Source organism: Gordonia sp. DT218, assembly GCF_049847105.1.
Classification (GTDB): Bacteria; Actinomycetota; Actinomycetes; order Mycobacteriales; family Mycobacteriaceae; genus Gordonia.
The window spans coordinates 19,390-40,290 of record NZ_JBNCNS010000010.1 but is presented as its reverse complement, the minus strand read 5'-3'; the positions used below and the strand labels follow the sequence as shown (position 1 = coordinate 40,290).

Annotated in this window: 20 protein-coding genes; 11 read left to right on the top strand and 9 right to left on the bottom strand. The window is 65.9% G+C overall.

Annotated elements, in window-relative coordinates:
* Positions 1-24 precede the first annotated feature (24 nt).
* Positions 25-570 (bottom strand): 2'-5' RNA ligase family protein, encoded by a 546-nt coding sequence (locus ACPXCG_RS23640; protein WP_425794825.1) that lies wholly within the window; start codon positions 568-570, stop codon positions 25-27.
* A gap of 207 nt (positions 571-777) precedes the next feature.
* On the opposite strand from ACPXCG_RS23640, the gene rpsA reads away from it, so the two are divergent.
* The 5 genes from rpsA to ACPXCG_RS23615 all read left to right on the top strand — a co-directional run bounded on the left by rpsA (position 778) and on the right by ACPXCG_RS23615 (position 6,086).
* Positions 778-2,244 (top strand): 30S ribosomal protein S1, encoded by a 1,467-nt coding sequence (gene rpsA, locus ACPXCG_RS23635; RefSeq protein WP_425794823.1) that lies wholly within the window; start codon positions 778-780, stop codon positions 2,242-2,244.
* A gap of 137 nt (positions 2,245-2,381) precedes the next feature.
* Positions 2,382-3,620 carry a zinc metallochaperone AztD gene (gene aztD, locus ACPXCG_RS23630; protein WP_425794822.1) on the top strand — a complete coding sequence of 413 codons (1,239 nt, stop codon included), beginning with the start codon at positions 2,382-2,384 and terminating at the stop codon, positions 3,618-3,620.
* A gap of 53 nt (positions 3,621-3,673) precedes the next feature.
* Positions 3,674-4,867 carry a dephospho-CoA kinase gene (coaE, locus tag ACPXCG_RS23625; protein ID WP_425794820.1) on the top strand — a complete coding sequence of 398 codons (1,194 nt, stop codon included), beginning with the start codon at positions 3,674-3,676 and terminating at the stop codon, positions 4,865-4,867.
* 145 nt (positions 4,868-5,012) lie between these two features.
* Positions 5,013-5,426 (top strand): hypothetical protein, encoded by a 414-nt coding sequence (locus ACPXCG_RS23620; RefSeq protein ID WP_425794819.1) that lies wholly within the window; start codon positions 5,013-5,015, stop codon positions 5,424-5,426.
* Between the two features lie 189 nt (positions 5,427-5,615).
* Positions 5,616-6,086 carry a hypothetical protein gene (locus tag ACPXCG_RS23615; RefSeq protein ID WP_425794818.1) on the top strand — a complete coding sequence of 157 codons (471 nt, stop codon included), beginning with the start codon at positions 5,616-5,618 and terminating at the stop codon, positions 6,084-6,086.
* Positions 6,087-6,158: 72 nt separating this feature from the next.
* Here the strand turns inward: ACPXCG_RS23615 and ACPXCG_RS23610 are convergent, their stop codons facing one another.
* Entirely contained in the window at positions 6,159-6,686 is a 528-nt protein-coding gene (locus ACPXCG_RS23610) for a DUF402 domain-containing protein (protein WP_425794817.1), read from the bottom strand.
* 76 nt (positions 6,687-6,762) lie between these two features.
* Here ACPXCG_RS23610 and uvrB point away from each other — a divergent pair, with 76 nt between their 5' ends.
* Positions 6,763-8,925 carry an excinuclease ABC subunit UvrB gene (uvrB, locus tag ACPXCG_RS23605; RefSeq protein WP_425794816.1) on the top strand — a complete coding sequence of 721 codons (2,163 nt, stop codon included), beginning with the start codon at positions 6,763-6,765 and terminating at the stop codon, positions 8,923-8,925.
* A gap of 171 nt (positions 8,926-9,096) precedes the next feature.
* Positions 9,097-9,540: a universal stress protein gene (locus ACPXCG_RS23600; protein ID WP_425794815.1), complete on the top strand. Its 444-nt coding sequence runs from the start codon at positions 9,097-9,099 to the stop codon at positions 9,538-9,540.
* 43 nt (positions 9,541-9,583) lie between these two features.
* Here the strand turns inward: ACPXCG_RS23600 and ACPXCG_RS23595 are convergent, their stop codons facing one another.
* The 5 genes from ACPXCG_RS23595 to ACPXCG_RS23575 all read right to left on the bottom strand — a co-directional run bounded on the left by ACPXCG_RS23595 (position 9,584) and on the right by ACPXCG_RS23575 (position 14,873).
* Positions 9,584-11,902, bottom strand: a complete 2,319-nt coding sequence (locus tag ACPXCG_RS23595) for a HelD family protein (RefSeq protein ID WP_425794814.1) — start codon at positions 11,900-11,902, stop codon at positions 9,584-9,586.
* Complete coding sequence (locus tag ACPXCG_RS23590) at positions 11,899-12,423, bottom strand: hypothetical protein (protein WP_425794813.1); 525 nt, start codon at positions 12,421-12,423, stop codon at positions 11,899-11,901. Before ACPXCG_RS23590 ends, ACPXCG_RS23595 begins: the two co-directional genes overlap by 4 nt.
* Positions 12,424-12,620: 197 nt before the next feature.
* Positions 12,621-13,685, bottom strand: a complete 1,065-nt coding sequence (locus ACPXCG_RS23585) for a DoxX family membrane protein (protein WP_425794811.1) — start codon at positions 13,683-13,685, stop codon at positions 12,621-12,623.
* A gap of 130 nt (positions 13,686-13,815) precedes the next feature.
* Positions 13,816-14,499 (bottom strand): MBL fold metallo-hydrolase, encoded by a 684-nt coding sequence (locus ACPXCG_RS23580; protein ID WP_425794809.1) that lies wholly within the window; start codon positions 14,497-14,499, stop codon positions 13,816-13,818.
* 32 nt (positions 14,500-14,531) lie between these two features.
* The gene (locus ACPXCG_RS23575) at positions 14,532-14,873 is read right to left on the bottom strand and encodes a hypothetical protein (RefSeq protein WP_425794807.1); all 342 of its coding nucleotides are present in this window, start codon (positions 14,871-14,873) and stop codon (positions 14,532-14,534) included.
* Between the two features lie 640 nt (positions 14,874-15,513).
* Here ACPXCG_RS23575 and uvrA point away from each other — a divergent pair.
* Complete coding sequence (gene uvrA / locus ACPXCG_RS23570) at positions 15,514-18,396, top strand: excinuclease ABC subunit UvrA (protein ID WP_425794805.1); 2,883 nt, start codon at positions 15,514-15,516, stop codon at positions 18,394-18,396.
* Positions 18,397-18,453: 57 nt separating this feature from the next.
* Here the strand turns inward: uvrA and ACPXCG_RS23565 are convergent, their stop codons facing one another.
* Positions 18,454-18,786, bottom strand: coding sequence for a PspA domain-containing protein (locus ACPXCG_RS23565; RefSeq protein ID WP_425794803.1), 333 nt, complete (start codon positions 18,784-18,786; stop codon positions 18,454-18,456).
* Between the two features lie 33 nt (positions 18,787-18,819).
* On the bottom strand, positions 18,820-19,245 hold the full coding sequence (locus ACPXCG_RS23560; RefSeq protein ID WP_425794801.1) for a DUF1844 domain-containing protein: 426 nt from the start codon (positions 19,243-19,245) through the stop codon (positions 18,820-18,822).
* A 236-nt stretch (positions 19,246-19,481) separates the two neighbouring features.
* Between ACPXCG_RS23560 and infC the strand changes: the two genes are divergently transcribed.
* The 3 genes from infC (at position 19,482) to rplT (ending at position 20,898) form a co-directional block, all read left to right on the top strand.
* Positions 19,482-20,141: a translation initiation factor IF-3 gene (infC, locus tag ACPXCG_RS23555; protein WP_425794849.1), complete on the top strand. Its 660-nt coding sequence runs from the start codon at positions 19,482-19,484 to the stop codon at positions 20,139-20,141.
* A gap of 107 nt (positions 20,142-20,248) precedes the next feature.
* On the top strand, positions 20,249-20,443 hold the full coding sequence (rpmI, locus tag ACPXCG_RS23550; RefSeq protein WP_161058883.1) for a 50S ribosomal protein L35: 195 nt from the start codon (positions 20,249-20,251) through the stop codon (positions 20,441-20,443).
* A gap of 74 nt (positions 20,444-20,517) precedes the next feature.
* Complete coding sequence (rplT, locus tag ACPXCG_RS23545) at positions 20,518-20,898, top strand: 50S ribosomal protein L20 (RefSeq protein WP_005178731.1); 381 nt, start codon at positions 20,518-20,520, stop codon at positions 20,896-20,898.
* Positions 20,899-20,901: the final 3 nt, after the last annotated feature.

Genomic DNA, 20,901 nt, shown 5'->3' with positions numbered 1-20,901 from the left:
CTGATTTCGCTGGTCATTCGTTTGTCAGCAGGCGCGTCCACCCAACACGAACTCGGTCTTCGCGTCGCCGTCCCAATGCCGCAGTCCGACGAACGAACCGTCGATGGTGGCGCGGGAGTCGAGTGCGGCGAGCGCGCGGCCGAGTTGATCCGGGTCCAGTCGGCGGGCGAGCGTCACGTGGGGCGTCCAGTATCCGGGTGTGCTGTGCGCCATCGTCGTCGGTTCCCCGTCGCCGAGGTGATCGGTGAGCAACCGGATCGCCTGGGCGTGCACTGACAGCAGTTCGGTCGATGGGACGACGATCCGCGCGAGGGTGGTGCGAGAACCCTGGGCGAACAGGATCGGTGCCCCGATCGTGGCGGCGAACGGCAGTCGCAGACTCGCCGGGGCCAGGGCCGCGTTGGCCGCCCCGGCGATGCGCTTCGCGGCCACGAGCGTCACGTGTGGGCGGTTGCTGCCGGACCGTATGGTGCTCTGGTTCGGCAGGCCGGCACTGTCCAGCGTGTGCCATTCGTCACGTATGTACTGGTCAGAGGCCTCGTCGAGGAGCAATTCGAGCGAATGGACCATGCGTCGACCTCCTTGTGGCACGTATTTGCCCAGTACAGCGGCCCTGGAGTACGCTTGCTCACGCGCGTGTGCTCGATAACGCGCGGTTCAGCATGCCAATCCGGTGGACGACTGCTCGTCGGTCGAATCGCACGGAGGCGGTCCATGCCGTTCCACAGACTCGAAAAAACTGTACCTACTACACACCTGTCCGGAGCAACGCAACATATGTCGTCCCCCACGATCACCTCGCCGCAAGTAGCCGTCAATGACATCGGCTCGGCCGAGGACTTTCTCGCCGCCATCGACTCCACGATCAAGTACTTCAACGATGGCGACATCGTCGAGGGCACCATCGTCAAGGTCGATCGTGACGAGGTTCTGCTCGACATCGGTTACAAGACCGAAGGCGTCATCCCTTCCCGTGAACTCTCGATCAAGCACGACGTCGACCCGAATGAGGTCGTCAACGTCGGTGACGAGGTCGAGGCTCTGGTCCTCACCAAGGAGGACAAAGAAGGCCGCCTGATCCTGTCCAAGAAGCGCGCCCAGTACGAGCGGGCCTGGGGCACCATCGAGGAGCTCAAGGAGAAGGACGAGGCCGTCAAGGGCACCGTCATCGAGGTCGTCAAGGGCGGCCTGATCCTGGACATCGGCCTGCGTGGCTTCCTCCCGGCGTCGCTGGTGGAGATGCGTCGCGTGCGCGACCTCCAGCCGTACATCGGCAAGGAGATCGAGGCCAAGATCATCGAGCTCGACAAGAACCGCAACAATGTGGTCCTGTCGCGTCGTGCATGGCTCGAGCAGACCCAGTCCGAGGTGCGCAGCGAGTTCCTGCACCAGCTCCAGAAGGGCCAGGTCCGCAAGGGCGTCGTGTCCTCGATCGTCAACTTCGGCGCGTTCGTCGATCTCGGCGGGGTCGACGGTCTGGTGCACGTCTCCGAGCTGTCCTGGAAGCACATCGACCATCCGTCCGAGGTCGTCGCGGTGGGCGACGAGGTCACCGTCGAGGTCCTCGACGTCGATCTCGATCGCGAGCGGGTGTCGTTGTCGCTCAAGGCGACCCAGGAAGATCCGTGGCGTCAGTTCGCACGTACCCACGCGATCGGCCAGATCGTCCCGGGCAAGGTCACCAAGCTGGTGCCGTTCGGTGCGTTCGTCCGCGTCGACGAGGGCATCGAGGGTCTGGTCCACATCTCCGAGCTGGCCGAGCGCCACGTCGAGGTGCCGGATCAGGTTGTCTCCGTCGGTGACGACGCGATGGTCAAGGTCATCGACATCGACCTGGAGCGTCGCCGGATCTCGCTGAGCCTCAAGCAGGCCAACGAGGACTACACCGAGGAGTTCGACCCGTCGAAGTACGGCATGGCCGACAGCTACGACGAGCAGGGGAACTACATCTTCCCCGAGGGCTTCGACGCCGACACCAACGAGTGGCTCGAGGGCTTCGAGAAGCAGCGTGAGGCATGGGAGGCCCGCTACGCCGAGGCCGAGCGTCGCCACAAGATGCACACCGCGCAGATCGAGAAGTTCGCCGCTGCGGCCGCCGAGGCCGAGAATGCACCGTCGGACTACTCGTCGGCATCTGAGGGCCGCGCGCCCAGCAGTGCCAGCGCTCCCGCATCGACCGGTGGCTCGCTCGCCAGCGACGAGCAGCTCGCCGCACTTCGCGAGAAGCTTTCGGGTAACGCCTGATCAGCGGTTCGTAGTTCCACACAAAGCTCCCCGGCTCCTTTTGAGCCGGGGAGCTTTGTCATGTCCGGGCCGGCCGCCGAGCCGGCGCAATCATAAGTTGTTGACAATAATTTTCATCAACACGTTGACTGTCCCGCGTGCAATCACAACGGACAAAACTGACACAGGTCGTCGCGATGGTTGTCGCGTCGTCGTTCGCCCTGACCGCCTGCGGTCCCGGCTCGGAAGAATCGACGGCCGCCAGCGGTGCGCCCGCGAGTTCGGCGCCGGTCGAAGAGCAGAGCGCGACACCGCGTCTGGCGTTGAGCTACGACGGTGGCATCCTCGTCCTCGATGCCGAATCGCTGCAGCAGATCGCCGACATCCCGACCGACGGATTCATCCGTCTCAACAGCGCCGACAACGGCCGCCACGTGTTCGTATCGGAGGCAGGCGGATTCCGTGTTCTGGACATGGGCACCTGGACGCGGCAGCACGGTGACCACGGGCATCACTACACGACACCTCCGACGATGACCGACATGCGTTTCGGCGGCGAGGAGCCGGGCCACGTCGTACCGCACGATGCCCGCATCACGTTGTTCACCGACGGCACCGGCGAGGTCGACATCGTCGAGCCGGCAGAGTTGCTGCGGGGCAACGCGAAATCCTCCGAGTACACCGCGCCGGAGCCGCATCATGGCGTCGCCGTGTCGCGCGGTGACGGTTCACTGGTGGTGACGTCGGGCAACGAGGAGACCCGCAGCGGGATTGTCATCCTGGACAGGGATCGCACGGAGATCGCCCGCAACGATCAGTGTCCCGGTGTCCACGGCGAGGCCGCGGCCGCCCACGGAGTGCTGACGTTTGGCTGCGAAGACGGCATCCTCATCGTGCGCGGCAACGAGATCCAGAAGGTGCACAGCCCGGACGCCTACGGCCGGATCGGCAATCAGGTCGGCAGCGAGGACTCCGCTATCGTGCTGGGTGACTACAAGACCGACAAGGACGCAGAACTCGAGTCCCCGAACCGATTCACACTCACGGATACGCGGACCGGCCAGATGCGCGTCGTGACGCTCCCCGCGAGTTACAGCTTCCGGTCCATGGGGCGTGGTCCGAGCGGCTCAGCGGTGATCCTCGGCACCGACGGCGCGCTCCATGTGTACGACCCGGTCACAGGCGCCGAGACCAAGAAGATCGACGTGATCGGCGCGTGGACCGAGCCCGACGAATGGCAGGCGGCGATGCCGAACGTACACGTCCAGGATGGCATCGCCTACGTCGCGGATCCGACTGCCAAAGCAGTGGTCGCAGTCGATCTCGTGACAGGGGAGAGGCAAGGGCAGGCCGACCTGACCCGGTCGACGATCGAACTCGCGGGCGTCACCGGCTGACCCCGGGGGCGGCCCGGCGGAACCGGCGTCGTGCGGTTTGCGAGACTGGTCGGGTGATCAGACTCGGGCTGTCCGGCGGCATCGGTGCCGGGAAATCGACGGTGGCGAAGACCTTCATCGAACGCGGCGGATACCACATCGACGCGGACAAGATCGCTCGTGAAGTGGTCGAGCCCGGGACACCCGGATTGGCTGCGTTGGTGGCGGCGTTCGGCGACGACATCCTCGGCGACGACGGCACCCTCGACCGGCCGGCGCTTGCGGCCAAGGCATTCGTCGATGAGGAGCAGCGCACCAAGCTCAACTCGATCACGCATCCGCTGGTCGGGAAGCGCACCCAGGAACTCCTCGATGCCGCTCCCGACGACGCGATCGTCGTGCAGGACATCCCCCTGCTGGTCGAGGGGAACATGGCCCCGTTCTTCCATCTGGTCGTGATCGTGCACGCGGACGCGGAGGTGCGGATTGCGCGGTTGACCACGGCACGTGGCATGCCGGAAGCCGACGCCCGGGCCCGGATCGGAGCGCAGGCCACCGATGAGCAGCGGCGTGCGGTCGCCGACGTGTGGCTCGACAACTCGGGTACACCGGAGGATCTCGCCGCCGCGGCCGCCGCGCTGTGGGACGACCGTCTGGTGCCCTTCGATCAGAATGTCCGGTCCCGGACCAGGGTGCGGGGTCCGCTGACGCTGGCAGACCCGAACTCGGCGTGGGCTGCCCAGGGGGCTCGCATCGTGAACCGATTGTGGGCGGTGGTCGGGGACAAGGCCACGGCCATCGACCACATCGGCTCCACGGCAATCCCCGGACTCGCCGCGAAACCGACGATCGACGTCCAGGTCACCGTCGCCGACCTCGGCGTGGCCGATGCACTCGTCGACGTGCTCGCCGACGGCGGGTTTCCGCGCGTCCCCGGCATCGAGGGCGACCGTCCCAAGCCCGACCCGGCGACCGGTTCGGTCGACGAAGGGCTGTGGGGGAAGCGTTTTCACGGCTCGGCGGACCCTGGCCGTCCGGTCAACGTGCATGTACGGCCCGCCGGTTCGCCGGGCGGCGCGTTCGCGATCGACTTCCGTGACTGGCTGCGGGCCGATGATGCTGCACGTGACGAGTATGCCCAGATCAAGAAGACGGCCATGGCCGGGGCGGACGGTGATCTCGACCGCTACGTGGGAACGAAGGAACCGTGGTTCGACGACGCCTATCGCCGTGTCGCCGAGTGGAAGCGCGGGAGCTTCGACGGGTAGCTGTCCCGTGATCGGATGAACTCTGGATACGTTCGTGGCCAGATATGCCGCTTCGTCCGGCTGTGGGTGTCGAGCTTTGCTAGCGTGAAGCCCGCACCTGACAGGTGCGACCTACGTCACTGCTCTGAGTCGAGGGAGAACAGCCATGGGTGTATGCACGAGAGGTCGCGCCGTGTCGGCGGCCGTCGCGTTCGTGAGTGTCGCCGCAGTGGGTGCCGTGCTGGCCGCACCGGCGAACGCGGCGCTGACCGACGATCTGCAAATCGACAACTCGGCCCTGCTCGGATCGGTCGGGGAGAATCGGTACGGCGCGGGATGCGGGTATGGCGTCATCGCGACCACCGACGGCTCCGCGGACCCGGTTCAGTTCACGGTCACCGGCACGGTGGCCGGCTCGAAGTCGGTCACCCCGAACGACAACAAGGCGGTCTACAGCTGGATTCCGCTGCTGCCGGGCAAGTACACGATTACCGCCAAGCAAGGTAATTCGACGAAGACCACGGGCGAACTCACCGTCGTGCAGGCGTTTTACACCGGCAGCTCCTGCGTCATCCTGTAATTCGGTCAGGTACCGCCCGGGTGTGCGGAACCGTCGGCGGGCTGCAGCTCGGGCGAGATGAACTCCGTGGATCCACTTGGGGATCTCGAACTCTGGAAGTTGCCGATCCGCGGCAACTGTGGAATACCTGAGATCGGTCGTGAATATCTGGGATACGGCCGCATCCACAAACCTCAAGGAGATCATCGTATGGCTTTCACCAAGGGACGTCGTATTGTCGGAGCAGCCACCGCCCTCGTCGGCGCCGGAGCGGCAGCTCTCGTCATGGCCGCGCCGGCGAGCGCCGCTGTGACAGATCTGAAGATCACCACGCCCTCGGGTTACGGCTCCGTGGCGGATCGCTACGGCACGGGGTGTGAGTACGACGTCGAGGCCACGATCAACAACACGACGCCTAAGGGCAACGTGCAGTATTTCATCGCGGACCCAGACGGGATCGGCTCTCCCAAGACAACCAAGGCGGTCGGCACGAAGGCCACGTTCACCTTCACGCCCGACAAGCCCGGGACGTGGACGATCAAGGCACGCCAGGCCGACAACGTGAACAGTTCGAAGCAGATCACGTGGGTCACGAAGACGGTCCAGGTCGGCCAAGGATTCGAGATCCCCGACACCGGGTCCGTGAAACTCCCGTTCAGCGGATGTGTCGTGCTGCCCTGATGAACGCCTGATCATCTGACTGATGAATCGGGGCGCCGCGGACGATGGTCCGGGCGCCCCGATTCGTGTTCGCTACGAGTGATCCCGGAAGAACACCGACCCACCGGCGGCCGCGTCCAGCCAGGCCTGGACGTCGTGACCGTGTTCGGCGGCACCCACGAGGGCGCGGGTCGCGATCGCGACCGCCTCTTCGCATTCGCCGGTCCCCAGCAGGCCCGCGGTGTGTGCATCGAACAATTCATCCACGTCGATCAGTGCGAGTGGATGGCCGGGAACGTCGACGAGGTCGAGATACCAGTCCTCGGCATGCCAGCGGCCGTCGTGGTCGGGCCAACCGAACCGCCCGACATCCAGATAGAGGCGCTGGCCGTCGCGATGGCCGACGGTGAAGTGGAAGATGTTCGCCCGCAGCCCGAGGTCGGGCAGCAGCCATGACTCGAGGTGGAAGAACCGGGGATGATCGGCCGGCCGGGACATGTAGAGGCCGTGATCGGTGATCTCATAACGTTCGACCGGCCGGACGAAACCCTTGTTGTCGGTGTTGGTCATCGCCGGCACGTCGAAGACCTCCCGCTTGGGCGGATGCGGAGCTCCCGTCATGCCCGACACCCTATGTCGCGGCGGCCGACGCCGCCGACGGAACACAACTGTCGTACCGCGCGTTTACCCTGGCACTATGGCTTTTGCAGCAGAACATCCGGTACTCGCGCATTCCGAGTTCCGGCCGATCGGGGAGATCGAGCGCACCGAAGGCCGGTTCGAGGTGATCAGCGAGTACGAACCGGCCGGCGACCAGCCCACCGCCATCGCCGACCTCGAACGCCGGATCGCGGCGGGTGAGAAGGACATCGTCCTGCTCGGTGCCACCGGTACCGGTAAGTCGGCCACCACGGCGTGGCTCATCGAGCGGATTCAGCGTCCGACCCTGGTGATGGCGCCGAACAAGACGCTCGCCGCGCAGCTCGCGAACGAGCTGCGCGAGATGCTGCCCAACAACGCCGTCGAGTACTTCGTGTCGTACTACGACTACTACCAACCCGAGGCGTACATCGCGCAGACCGACACCTACATCGAGAAGGACTCGTCGATCAACGACGACGTCGAACGCCTGCGGCACTCGGCGACCTCCAATCTGTTGTCGCGACGGGACGTGGTCGTGGTGGCGTCGGTGTCCTGCATCTACGGCCTCGGCACGCCGCAGTCCTACATGGACCGGTCGGTCGAGATGTCCGTCGGTGACGAGATCGACCGGGACGCCCTGCTGCGACTTCTCGTCGACGTGCAGTACACCCGCAACGACACGGCCTTCACCCGTGGCAGCTTCCGCGTGCGCGGCGACACCGTCGAGATCATCCCCTCCTATGAAGAGCTCGCGGTGCGCATCGAGTTCTTCGGCGACGAGGTGGAATCGCTCTACTACCTGCACCCGCTGACCGGAGACGTTGTACGTCAGGTCGATTCGCTGCGGATTTTCCCGGCCACGCACTATGTCGCCGGACCGGAGCGCATGGAGAAGGCGATGAAGGGTATCGAGGAGGAGCTCGAGGCCAGGTTGGCGGAGCTCGAATCGAAGGGCAAACTGCTGGAGGCACAACGACTCCGGATGCGCACCTCGTACGACCTGGAGATGATGCGGCAGGTGGGTTTCTGCTCCGGTATCGAGAACTACTCGCGACATATCGACGGTCGCTCCGCGGGCAGCGCGCCGGCAACCCTCATCGATTACTTCCCGGACGACTTCCTCATGGTCATCGACGAGTCCCATGTGACCGTGCCACAGATCGGCGGCATGTACGAAGGTGACATGTCGCGCAAGCGGAATCTCGTCGACTACGGGTTCCGGTTGCCGTCGGCGGTCGACAACCGACCGCTCACGTGGGACGAGTTCGTCGACCGGATCGGACAGACGGTGTACTTGTCCGCGACGCCGGGCCCGTATGAACTCGGCCAGGCCAACGGTGAATTCGTGGAACAGGTGATCCGGCCGACCGGTCTGATCGACCCGGAAGTCGTCGTCAAGCCGACCAAGGGACAGATCGATGACCTCGTCCACGAGATCCGGGAACGCACCGAGCGTGACGAGCGTGTCCTGGTGACCACGCTGACGAAGAAGATGGCCGAAGACCTCACCGACTATCTGCTCGAGCTCGGGATCCGGGTGCGCTACCTGCATTCCGAGGTCGACACCTTGCGTCGCGTCGAACTCCTCCGTCAGTTGCGATCCGGCGAATACGACGTGCTGGTCGGCATCAACTTGCTCCGCGAGGGCCTCGACCTGCCCGAGGTGTCGTTGGTCGCCATCCTCGACGCCGACAAGGAAGGTTTTCTGCGGTCCACGACCTCGCTGATCCAGACCATCGGACGTGCCGCCCGCAACGTGTCCGGTGAGGTCCACATGTACGCGGACAAGATCACCGATTCGATGCGCAACGCGATCGACGAGACCGAACGCCGCCGGGAGAAGCAGGTCGCCTACAACACGGAGATGGGGATCGACCCGAAACCGTTGCGCAAGAAGATCGCCGACATCCTCGACCAGGTCTATCGGGAAGCCGAGGACGAGGCGGTCGCGGTGGGTGGCTCGGGTCGCAACGCGAGCCGGGGGCGCCGGGCCCAGGGCGAGGTCTCCAAGGCCAGGGGCGGCAGCGCCGGGGTCATCGAGAAGCGCGACACGTCGTCGATGCCGCGAGCCGAACTCGCCGACCTGGTGGCTCAGCTCACCGATCAGATGATGAGTGCCGCGCGCGACCTGCAGTTCGAACTCGCGGGCCGGCTGCGCGACGAGATCGCCGACCTGAAGAAGGAACTCCGGGGAATGGACGCGGCCGGTATCAAGTGACCCGCGACCAGCGGTGGGTGGTGGATCGCAGCCCCGCGCGAAATGTGCGGATAACCACGAAGTGCGGACAAACCGGCACGCCGCCAACTACTCTGCCGGATCAGGGGTTCTACAGTGTGGGGATGACACCTGCCTCGTGACTGCGGGGCAGACTGACTCGTGGAGGTTGGGATGAGCGCATACAAGACGGTCGTCGTGGGCACCGATGGCTCTGAGTCGTCGTTGAGGGCTGTCGATCGTGCGGGGGCGTTGGCAGGCGAATCGGCTTCGCTGGTCATCGCGTGCGCGTACTTTCCGAACGATCGCGGAGCGGGCGGCGCGGCCGATGTGCTGAAGGACGAGGCATATCAGATCACCGGATCGTCGCCGACCGAAGAGATCCTGCGCACCGCCAAGGAGCGTGCGACCAAGTCGGGGGCCGGCAACATCGACGCCCGTTCGGTCAAGGGAGCGCCGGTCGACGCTTTGTTGCAACTGGTCGCCGACGTCAACGCGGATCTGCTGGTCGTCGGAAACCGCGGCTTGAACTCGATCGCCGGGCGACTGCTCGGCTCGGTTCCGGCCGACGTCGCACGAAAGTCGGCCTGCGACGTACTGATCGTGCACACGACGTAGCGATAACCGCGCGATCAGCGACAAGCGAACGCCCTCGACACCGTCACCAGGTGTCGGGGGCGTTCGTCACGTCGCGCAACTCCTCGGGCAGATCGTCGGAGTGGACCACCGTCAGCCGTTGCGTCGCCCGGGTCAGTGCCACATAGAGATCCGAGTAGCCGCGTGGCGAGTCGGCGATGATCGCCGCGGGTTCGACCACCACGATGTTGTCGAACTCGAGGCCCTTGCAGGCGCCGACGGTGAGTACGCGGGGTGGTGAATCGATGTCGGTCGTCTCGGCCACCACATCGTCGTGGAGCCGTGCGGGCACGATCACCGCGGTCACACCGGTGAGTTCGGGTCGCCCTGCCGCCTCGACGGCGATCTGTGCACGCTTGGCGACGTCGGTGTGGATGGCGACCGGTTCGATCCCGTTGCTTCGCAACGACGTCGGTGGGGACTGCGTCGGACTGATCTGCGCGAGCATGCGTGTCGCATAGGTCATGATCTCTGCCGGTGTCCGGTAGTTGACGGTCAGTTCACGCAGATGCCAGCGGTCTGCGACATACGGTGACAGAACATCACCCCACGATCGCGTGCCGGCCAGGTCGCCGGTCTGCGCGGTGTCGCCGATGATCGTCATCCACCGGTTCGGTATGCGGCGCATCACCATTCGCCAGGCCATCGCCGACAACTCCTGCGCCTCGTCCACGATGACGTGCCCGAAGGCCCAATTCCGGTCGCCGTGTGCGCGTTCGGCGGTGGTCAGCCGCTGAGTCTCGGTCTGGCGGGCCGCCAACTGTTCGGCGTCGATCAGGTCGTAGGCCATCAGGATTTCCGGATCGAGCTCGTCTTCGAGATCTTGCGGCGCGGAGCCGGTGAGGATGTCCAGCGCGTCCTGGGCGTCGGCGAGTTGACGGCGCCAGCGTTCACGTTCCGCGCGCTCGGCGTCATCGGTGCCGTAGCCGATCAGCTCCGCGAGCTCGTCGAGCAGCGGGACGTCGGCGGGGGTGAGATCACCGCCATCCTTTCGGGGCCGGGGTGACGTGCGGTGCAGTGCGTTGCGATCCTCGTCGGACCAGCCGGGGGAGGCCTTCCGAATCGCGGCGGAGTCGGCGAGCAGCTCGCGCAGCATCGCCTGCGGCGTCAACGACGGCCAGTAGCGCAGCAGTGCACGGCGGATCTCGGGATCCTGGTTCATCTCGTCGCGGATGTCCGCGATGTCGGCGCCGCTGAGCAATTGGGAGCCGTCGAGCAGACTCGAGCCGATCGTGCGGGCATGGGCCTGCGCCAATCCGTCCAGCGCGGCGCGGAGGAAGACCGGTTGCGCGAGGTTGTGTGCGCGTCGGGAACTCCGCGCCTTGGCTCGTGCCGTCTTGATCAGTGCGGAGTCGATCATCACTCGATAGGTGTCGAAGTCCACCGGAACGGGCTTGGGTGGCAGCGACTGCCGGGCTCGCACCGCACGCTTCAGCAGTTCCACCATGCGTGGATCGCCCTTCACCGCTGCGGCGTGGCGGGTTTCGGTCGCGGCCGCGTGGACGCCGGGATAGAGGTCGCCGATGGTGGAAAGCAGCACCCCCGACTCGCCGAGTGACGGGAGAACCTGACCGATGTAGGTGAGGAAGTCGTCATTGGGACCGATGATCAGAATACCGCTGCGCGACAGGATGTCCCGGTGGGTGTACAGCAGGTACGCGGCCCGGTGCAGGGCTACGGCCGTCTTTCCGGTTCCGGGTCCACCCTGGATCACGGTGACCCCCCGATGTGAGGATCGGATGATCAGATCCTGCTCGCGCTGGATCGTCTCGACGATGTCGGTCATCTCGCCGGTGCGGGCGGCGTTCAGCGCCGCGACCAGCGCGGTCTCGTTGACCACGTCCCCGTGCCCGACGTCGTCGGGGGAGGCGTCGCCGAGAGTCAGGTACTCGTCGTTGACCGCCCGCACGTGCCTGCTCCGGGTCCGGACATGCCGTCGTCGGTCCACCTCCTCCGGTGCGGCGGGCGTGGCCAGGTAAAACGGGCGTGAGAGAGGTGCCCGCCAATCGAGAAGCAGCGTGGTGTCCGCGTCGTCGTCGTCGAGGACGCCGATACGGCCGATCCGCCGGATCTCACCGTCGTCGAGGTCGAGTCGGCCGAAGTAGAGATTGTGTTCGGCGGCATCGAACTTGGCGAGATCGTCGGTGTAGAGCCGCTCATAGGATTCGCGTTCCGACCGTGCCTGCGGGGTGCCACCCTTCTCGCGCAACGTCGACGAGAGGCGGCGCTGCGTATTGGCGCGCATGCGATCCAGCCGCCCATAGACCTGGTCGAGGTGGGCCTGTTCCTCGGTGACCCGCGAGTCCACGTCGGTCTCAGGGTGTTCCGTGTCTGTCGAACTCACTGTCGTGCCATGCCTTCGCGAGAGCGGGTCGGTGCCAATCCGGCGTCGCGGGCCAGGTCGGCCGACCGCAACGAGGTGGTGATCCGTGCACCCACCGCAGGTTCCGCCAGTCGGTGGCACACGGCGTCCGTGGGTCCGTCCAATGCCGGATGGGCCAGGCGTGCGCCGAGCCATTCGACGGCGTCGCGCTGCGAGCCAAGCGGAAGGGGCGTGGCGGTCTGCGGGTCACCGAGGATGCCGTGTCGGGACACATAGAGCGAGAATGTCTGGGGGACAACGGTTGCTGCAACGACCGGGTGGTCGGCGGTGGAAAGCATCATGCGATCGTAATTCGGTTCGGTGTGGTCGAGGACAGCGGTCTCGTCGTCGGTGAGCCATGCGCCGACGGTATGGAGCTGCGCCCCTGGGGAGAAGTACGGCGCCGCGGGGATGTAGCCCCGTGCGGAGACGTGGGCGGAGTGTCCGACGGCGAGATGGGAGACCGTCAGGCGGACCATCGGCGGGTTGGAGTCGCGGATCACCGCGGCGAGTTTCGTACGCAGGACAGCGGGCGACGCATTGGACCCGACGGCGACGACGAGTTCACGGCCGGCAACGGAATCCGGCTGGAGGAGTTCATCGTCGACGTCGTCGGGTGTCGCCCATGGATAAGCGTGGGCGGGGAATGCCGTCCTGTTGTCGGTGCTGGGCCCGCTCGGGCGGGGGTTGGGAAGAGGGTCTATGAGCGGGCCTCTCGCCAGCGCCGCCGTCCTTCTTCGGCGCCCTCGGCTGCCTTGCCTTTTGCGGTGGTTGCGAGCGTGGATGCCTGATCCGCGAGCTCGGGCGCACGGCTCTTGACGACCTCGGCGGCGTCGGAAGACTTCTCGCGAATGGCTTCGGCCAATTCGGGCGCACGGTCGATGATGCGCTCGGCTGCCTTGTCGGCGCGTTTCTGCAGCTTCTTCGCGGTCTTCTCGGAACGTTTCTGAGCCACCTTGGCGGCCTTGTCCGAACGCTTCTGCGCCACCTCCGCGAAGTCCGCGGAGCGCTTCTGGGCGGCGTCTGCCAGCTCCGGTACGCGGTGCCGGATGACCTCGGCGGCCTCGACGGACCGGTCGCGTGCCGCCTCGGCGATCTCGGGCGCACGGTGCTTGATGACCTCGGCGGCCTCGACGGAACGCTCGCGAGCGGCCTCGGCGATCTCGGGCGCACGATGTTTGATGACCTCGGCGGCCTCGACGGAACGCTCGCCCAGCACGTGGGCGCCCTCCGCTGAGCGTTCGCGGATCGTGCCCCAGGTCGATTCCGATGCGGCAACGCCGATCGGCAGCGCGGCGGTGATCGCCTGGCTCGCCTCGCCGGCCTTCCGGCGACCACGCCACGCGAGTGACGGCTTGCCCTCGGTGTCGACGGCTGCGATGAGCAGCCCGCCGAGCAGGCTCACGTTCTTGTAGAACTGGGTGCGCTGCCGAGCCCGGACGTCGGGGTCGGTCTCGTCCCAGAATGCGTGTCCGGCCAACGTCGTCGGGACCAGCGAACCAGCCAGACCCAGCGCGGCGAACCGCGGGAACTTGCCGGTCGCCAGAAGGATTCCGCCGCCGAGTTGGATCGCGCCGTTGACGCGCACGAGGATCTCCGGCTCGGTCGGGACGTTGTCGGTGACGCTGTTCGGGAGGGCCTGAACCGATTTGTCGACGAGATCGCGCGACATGTCGGCCCTGGCCTGAGGATTGCGTAGGGCGTCGATGCCGGAGGCAACGAACACTGTGGCCAGCATGGGTCGGGCAATTCGGCGGATCAACATTGACGGCCTCCTCGTGACAGAGCTCGGATGTCCACCCCCGTGTCTTGAGTGGTGAACCTCATCGAGGCTACCGGGCTCGGACAGCGAACGCAGGCACGCGGACGCGAAGTGGCACCCGTGCGCGAGTCGGTCACCAGCCGCGCCGACGCCATTCGGGCAGTGACGGGCGCTCGGCGCCGACGGTGGTGTCCTTGCCGTGTCCGGGGTAGACGGCCGTCGAATCCGGGTATCGATCGAACACCTTCGTGGACACGTCGTCGATCAACGTGTCGAAGTGGCCCGGTTCCCAGGTCTTGCCGACGCCCCCGGGAAACAGGCAGTCGCCGGTGAAGAGATGCACTCCGTCGTCGTCGGTGTACGCGAGCGCGATCGAACCGGGGGTGTGGCCCACGAGATGGATCGCGTCGAAGGTGAGGTCACCGACCACGACGGTGTCACCGTCGTCGATCAGCCGGTCCGGGGCGATGGGCAGTTCGTGGGCGTCGAGGCGGCCGGCCGCCGTCGGGACACCGAGCTCGCCGGCCACCTCGGCAAGGGCCTGCCAGTGGTCGAAATGCTGATGTGTGGTGAAGATCAGCTTCGGGGTACCCGGCAGCGACCGGACCACCTCGAGGATGCGGTCGGCATCGTTGGCGGCATCGATGATCAGCTGGTCTCCGGTCGCATCGGAGGTGATCACGTATACGTTGTTGTCCATCGGGCCGACGGACATCTTCACGATCGTCGCCGACCCGAGGGTTCGCCGCTGAGGCCGGGGTGACTCCGAGAGATCTCCGGTGTAGCTGTCGCTGAGGGAAACATCTTGGGGGCTCATGGCCGCCAGGTTAGACCCGGTGTGCGCGCGATTCACCCGAGCCCGCTGAACCACCGGACGACCTGCGCGGTTCCGGCGACGTTGGAGCCCAGGTGGCGCGACCCCTCGTGCACTGTCTCGCCGACGTCGATCACCGGAGCACGCACCCATCGCGAGCGCATGTCCGACACACAGTGGTCGGTGTTCGTCGTGGTCGCCTGTTCGTCGGCGCGGACCTTGTAGAGGCGGATCGGGACCTGCGGCGTCCAGGCCCGACAGACCTCGGCGTCCACGCGGAGGCCTTGCGCTAGCGAGCCGGTCGGATTGCGGAGCATGGCGAAGCCTGCGGGGGTCAGCAGGTCATCGAGACTGTCCGGTAGCCCCCTGAGCACCACCTGTCCGGGCGTGGTGCTGTCGAAGTATCTCTCGACGTCGCGGGCGTACGGCTGTTGAAAGATCTCCGCGATACTCCGGTAGATATCGCCGCGCCGCTCTGCAGGACCCGCGCAAGACCGAGGTGCTCCCCGCCGTGACGAGCGGTCCACGTTCGGCGTGACCGCGCACCCACGCGGACCGATCCAGCGGTGAGGTCGCCGACCGGCCGGTCGTCATCATGGTGACGATGATCACGACCGCGACGGCCACGAGCGGGATGATCACGCCGGCGACCGATCTCCCCGCCGAAGGCCGTGAGTACGTGCGTGTCATGGCATCCAGGGTCTTATCCCGCACGGCTGAACCGCATCGCTCTCCGGGGTGATCGTGGCCCCTACCGCAGGGTGAGACCGGACACCGGCTTCACGAGGAACAGCGACCGGCCGACGAGGGTATCGTTGAACATCGGTCGTATGACCGCCGAGCGCGCGCATGCGTCGAACACTCCGAATACCAGGGAAGCAATCGAGCCCTCGGATCTTGTCGGTGGTCGTCGTTAGGGTGTGCGCGGTGCGGTCCGGCCAGGCCTGGATCGCGTCCAGCCGGCTCACACACCAGCACCCGAGCGAACGTCGGGTCAGCAACGAATGAGGACTCCAAGTGGTTGACCGTCTCATCGTCCGCGGCGCCCGTGAACACAACCTGCGCGGTATCGACGTGGATCTCCCGCGGGACAGCCTCATCGTGTTCACCGGGCTGTCGGGATCGGGGAAGTCGTCGCTCGCGTTCGACACGATCTTCGCCGAGGGGCAGCGACGCTACGTCGAATCGCTGTCGGCATACGCGCGCCAGTTCCTCGGTCAGATGGACAAACCAGACGTGGACTTCATCGAAGGGCTGTCGCCGGCCGTCTCCATCGACCAGAAGTCGACCAACCGGAACCCGCGATCCACGGTCGGCACGATCACCGAGGTCTACGACTACCTCCGATTGCTCTACGCCCGCGCCGGCCGTGCGCATTGCCCCGAGTGCGGCGCGCTGATCGCCAAACAGACTCCGCAGCAGATCGTCGACCAGGTCCTCGAGATGGACCAGGGTGTGCGTTTCCAGGTACTCGCACCCGTCGTCCGCACCCGTAAGGGCGAATTCGTCGACCTCTTCGCCGAACTCCAGACCCAGGGCTTCTCCCGTGCGCGGGTCGACGGAACCGTCCATCAGCTGACCGATCCGCCGAAGCTGAAGAAGCAGGAGAAGCACGACATCGAGGTCGTCGTGGACCGACTCGCGGTCAAGTCGAGCGCCAAGCAGCGTCTGACCGACTCCATCGAGACCGCGCTACGCCTCGCCGACGGCATCGTCGTCCTCGACTTCGTCGATCTCGACGAGTCGGATCCTCATCGGGAACGCCGGTTCTCCGAACGCATGGCGTGCCCGAACGGGCACCCGATCGCCATCGACGATCTCGAACCGCGGTCGTTCTCGTTCAACTCGCCCTACGGCGCCTGCCCGGAGTGCGACGGCCTCGGTATCCGCAAGGAGGTCGACGAGGAATTGGTGGTTCCCGATCCCGATCTGTCGCTGGCCGACGGTGCAATCGCCCCGTGGTCGGGAGGGCACAATGCCGACTACTTCCTGCGGCTGATGGGTGGCCTGGCCGATCAGATGGGCTTCGACGTCGACACCCCGTGGCGGAAACTGCCCGCCAAGGCGCGCAACGCCATCCTCAACGGCAGCGACCACCAGGTCCATGTGAAGTTCCGCAATCGCTACGGGCGGACCCGTTCGTACTACACGGAATTCGAAGGCGTGCTGTCGTTCCTGGCCCGGCGCATGGACCAGACCGAGTCCGAGCAGATGAAGGAGCGATACGAGGGGTACATGCGCGACGTACCCTGCCCGGCCTGCCAGGGCGCGCGCCTGCGGCCCGAGATCCTCTCCGTCACGCTCGACCATCCGACCTTCGGACCGAAATCCATCGCCGAGGTGTGTGCGCTGTCGGTGTCGGAATGTGCCGATTACCTCAACGGCCTGGAACTCGATGCGCGTCAGCAGGCCATCGCCGGACGGGTTCTCAAAGAGGTCCAGGCCCGCATCACGTTCCTCCTCGACGTCGGGCTCGAGTACCTGTCGCTGTCGCGGGCGGCGGGCTCGCTGTCGGGTGGTGAGGCGCAGCGTATTCGGCTGGCAACCCAGATCGGCTCCGGTCTCGCCGGCGTGCTCTACGTCCTCGACGAGCCATCGATCGGGCTCCATCAGCGCGACAATCGGCGTCTCATCGAAACCCTCACGCGCCTGCGGGATCTCGGGAACACCCTGATCGTCGTCGAGCACGACGAGGACACCATCCGCTCGGCGGACTGGATCGTCGACATCGGGCCACGAGCGGGCGAGCACGGTGGCGAGGTGGTGCACAGCGGCAGCTACAAGGATCTGCTGCGCAACCGCCGATCGCTGACGGGCGCCTACTTGTCCGGGCGGGACTCGCTGCCGGTGCCGGCGATCCGACGACCCATCTCCCGGCGCAAGCAACTCACCGTCGTCGGTGCGCGTGAACACAACCTGCGCGGGATCGACGTACCGTTCCCGCTCGGCGTGCTCACCGCGATCACCGGGGTCTCCGGCTCGGGGAAGTCGACGCTCGTCAACGACATCCTCGCGACCGTGCTGGCCAACAAGCTCAACGGTGCGCGACAGGTACCCGGCCGGCACACGCGTGTGAAGGGTCTCGATCACCTCGACAAGCTGGTCCAGGTCGACCAGTCGCCGATCGGCCGCACACCGCGCTCGAATCCGGCGACCTACACCGGCGTCTTCGACAAGATCCGGACGTTGTTCGCCGCGACCACCGAGGCGAAGGTGCGCGGCTATCAGCCCGGCCGGTTCTCTTTCAACGTCAAGGGCGGGCGCTGCGAGGCCTGCACCGGTGAGGGCACGATCAAGATCGAGATGAACTTCCTCCCGGATGTCTACGTGCCGTGCGAGGTGTGCCATGGCGCGCGGTACAACCGCGAGACGCTTGAGGTCCACTACAAGGGCAAGACCATCTCCGAGGTCCTCGACATGCCGATCGAGGAGGCCGCCGAGTTCTTCGAGCCGGTCACGTCGATCCACCGCTATCTGAAGACGCTGGTCGACGTCGGGCTCGGGTACGTGCGACTCGGCCAGCCGGCGCCGACGCTCTCCGGTGGCGAGGCGCAGCGCGTGAAATTGGCCGCCGAACTCCAGAAGCGCTCGACCGGTCGGACGGCCTACATACTTGACGAGCCGACCACCGGCCTGCACTTCGAGGACATCAAGAAGCTGCTCGGGGTCATCAGCGGGCTGGTCGACAAGGGCAACACCGTCATCGTCATCGAGCACAACCTCGACGTCATCAAGACGGCAGACTGGGTCATCGACATGGGCCCCGAGGGTGGAACGGGCGGCGGCACAGTAGTGGCAGAGGGAACGCCCGAAGACATCGCGGCGGTCCCGGAGAGTCACACCGGGAAGTTCCTGGCCGACATCCTCGAGCTCGATGAGGACGTGGCCTCGGCGGGCTGAATCCGCTTTGTAGCAATAGTCCGCGTGCAGTGCGGACTATTACTACAAAACCGGGTGTCAGCCCTTGCCCATCGACTTCCGGATCTCGTCGAGCTTCTTCTTGGCCGCCTCGTCGCGTTTGCGCATCATCTCGTCGACCTGCTGCCCCTCGGGCGACGCCTCTGCCAGCTCCTCGGAGCCGATCGCCGTGGCGACCCGGTTCTCGATCTTGTCGCGGACGAAGTCGAAGGTCGGTACACCCGACTGGTCGTAGCCCGGGTCGGGGATTGCCGCGCCTGTGACGAAACCCGGCGGCGCCGGCACCGACGTCGGTGATGCTGGTTCCGGCAGAACAACCTCGGCGTCGACGACGTCGGGCTGGGGCTCCTCGCGCTTGTCCGGGTTCACCACTCCAGCCTACGTCGCGCCCACGAGCGCGATGGTCTATCGGCGTGGCGCGCGGACCGGCCCCGTGTACTTCTCGCCAGGGCCCTCGCCCGGCTCGTCCGGATGCGCGCTCGCCTCGCGGAACGCCAGCTGGAGGCCCTTGAGGCCGTCGCGGATCGGGGCCGCGTGGATGCCGAGATATTCGGTGGAGGCCTGCACGAGGCCGGCCAGCGAGGTGATGAGCCGTCGCGCTTCATCGAGGTCGACGGAGTCCTCGTCGGCTCCCTCGGCCAGACCCAGTTTCTCGGCGGCCGCGCTCATCAGCAGCACGATCGCCTTGGTGACCACCTCGATGGCCGGAATATCGGCCAGGTCGCGGACGTTGTCGATACCGGTCTGCTCCGGACCGATGATTCCCTCGCCACCGTCAGCGTTGCCCTCACCGGGTATCTGTGCAGGTGACGAATAGGAGTTCTCGGTCATGGCTGTTAGACTCCCATAGCACGACCGCCCCGGTTTGCGCCGGGGTCGCAAGTGGAGTTCCGCTCCCACCGTCACGACGCGGTTTCACCCGCAGTTGTACGGTCCGGTTCATACCGAGGTCTCGCCGCTTTGAGCAGCGCAGATTCGTCGGTCCGACATGTGCGTCGGAGAACCGGTCGGTAACGGAGCCCTGCGGACGCCATCAGCGTCGCGGGGCTCTTCTGCTGGAGAGCCACCTGCTTGCGCATCCCAGCGATCCTGGGCCGCGGTCACCAGAGAACACTGATCTAGGAGGCCCCATCAGCACTGAGACCCGCATCAACGAGCGCATCCGCGTCCCTGAGGTCCGACTCGTCGGACCGAACTCGGAGCAGGTGGGCATCGTGCGTGTTGAAGATGCGCTTCGCCTGGCCATCGAGGCCGATCTGGACCTGGTCGAGGTCGCCCCCGACGCACGGCCACCCGTGTGCAAGATCATGGACTACGGCAAGTTCAAGTACGAAGCCGCGCAGAAACAGCGCGAATCGCGTCGCAACCAGCAGATGACCGTCGTCAAGGAGCAGAAGCTCCGCCCGAAGATCGACGACCACGACTACGAGACCAAAAAGGGTCACGTCGTACGGTTCCTCGAGGCCGGGTCCAAGGTGAAGGTCACCATCATGTTCCGTGGTCGCGAGCAGTCGCGCCCCGAGCTGGGCTACCGACTTCTGCAGCGCTTGGGCAACGACGTCGCCGACTACGGCTTCATCGAGACCTCCGCCAAGCAGGACGGCCGGAACATGACGATGGTGCTGGCACCGCACAAGGGTGCGAAGACCCGACAGAAGGCCCAGCAGGGCCGCGACCGTGGACCGCGCCCCGACGGCGCCGCGCAAGACGCCGAGACCAACCAATAGCGAAGGGGGATGGGTAACACCATCCGCCACTGAGCACTGACCATCAGCGCGCGAGAACCACCCGGTGACCACGGGTGGGCTTCCGCTCGCTCGAACGAAGGAAGAACATGCCGAAGAGCAAGACCCACAAGGGCACCGCGAAGCGATTCAAGGTGACCGGTAGCGGCAAGATCGTTCGCCAGAAGGCCAACCGTCGCCACCTCCTGGAGCACAAGTCGTCGCGCCGTACTCGCCGTCTCGACGGGATCGCCGTCGTGAGCGAGAACGACACTCCGCGCATCAAGCGGCTCCTCAACCGCTGACGCCGACCGAAGACTGCGCCCCGCCGCCGGAGGCCGGGGACCCGAAGACATCTGACGAACAAAGGATTTGAGACATGGCACGCGTGAAAAGGGCGGTGAACGCCCAGAAGAAGCGTCGTTCGACCCTGGAGGCCTCCAAGGGTTATCGCGGACAGCGTTCGCGTCTGTACCGCAAGGCGAAGGAGCAGCAGCTCCACTCGATGACCTACGCCTACCGGGACCGTCGCGCCCGCAAGGGTGAGTTCCGCAAGCTGTGGATCGCGCGTATCAACGCCGCGGCTCGCGCCAACGACATCACCTACAACCGCTTCATCCAGGGCCTGAAGGCCGCCGGAGTCGAGGTGGACCGCAAGGTGCTCGCCGACATCGCCGTCACCGACCCGGAGGCCTTCACCGGTCTCGTCGAGGTCGCGCGCAAGGCGCTGCCGGCCGATGTGAACGCGCCCGCTGCCTGACGC

Excerpts from the sequence above, each read along its gene's own strand:
- ACPXCG_RS23585 (WP_425794811.1), bottom strand. The coding sequence starts at position 13,685 with ATGTTGATCCGCCGAATTGCCCGACCCATGCTGGCCACAGTGTTCGTT.
- rplT (WP_005178731.1), top strand. The coding sequence starts at position 20,518 with ATGGCACGCGTGAAAAGGGCGGTGAACGCCCAGAAGAAGCGTCGTTCG.
- ACPXCG_RS23610 (WP_425794817.1), bottom strand. The coding sequence starts at position 6,686 with ATGACGGGAGCTCCGCATCCGCCCAAGCGGGAGGTCTTCGACGTGCCG.
- ACPXCG_RS23620 (WP_425794819.1), top strand. The coding sequence starts at position 5,013 with ATGGGTGTATGCACGAGAGGTCGCGCCGTGTCGGCGGCCGTCGCGTTC.
- ACPXCG_RS23580 (WP_425794809.1), bottom strand. The coding sequence starts at position 14,499 with ATGAGCCCCCAAGATGTTTCCCTCAGCGACAGCTACACCGGAGATCTC.
- ACPXCG_RS23615 (WP_425794818.1), top strand. The coding sequence starts at position 5,616 with ATGGCTTTCACCAAGGGACGTCGTATTGTCGGAGCAGCCACCGCCCTC.
- ACPXCG_RS23600 (WP_425794815.1), top strand. The coding sequence starts at position 9,097 with ATGAGCGCATACAAGACGGTCGTCGTGGGCACCGATGGCTCTGAGTCG.
- rpsA (WP_425794823.1), top strand. The coding sequence starts at position 778 with ATGTCGTCCCCCACGATCACCTCGCCGCAAGTAGCCGTCAATGACATC.
- ACPXCG_RS23640 (WP_425794825.1), bottom strand. The coding sequence starts at position 570 with ATGGTCCATTCGCTCGAATTGCTCCTCGACGAGGCCTCTGACCAGTAC.
- rpmI (WP_161058883.1), top strand. The coding sequence starts at position 20,249 with ATGCCGAAGAGCAAGACCCACAAGGGCACCGCGAAGCGATTCAAGGTG.
- uvrB (WP_425794816.1), top strand. The coding sequence starts at position 6,763 with ATGGCTTTTGCAGCAGAACATCCGGTACTCGCGCATTCCGAGTTCCGG.
- ACPXCG_RS23560 (WP_425794801.1), bottom strand. The coding sequence starts at position 19,245 with ATGACCGAGAACTCCTATTCGTCACCTGCACAGATACCCGGTGAGGGC.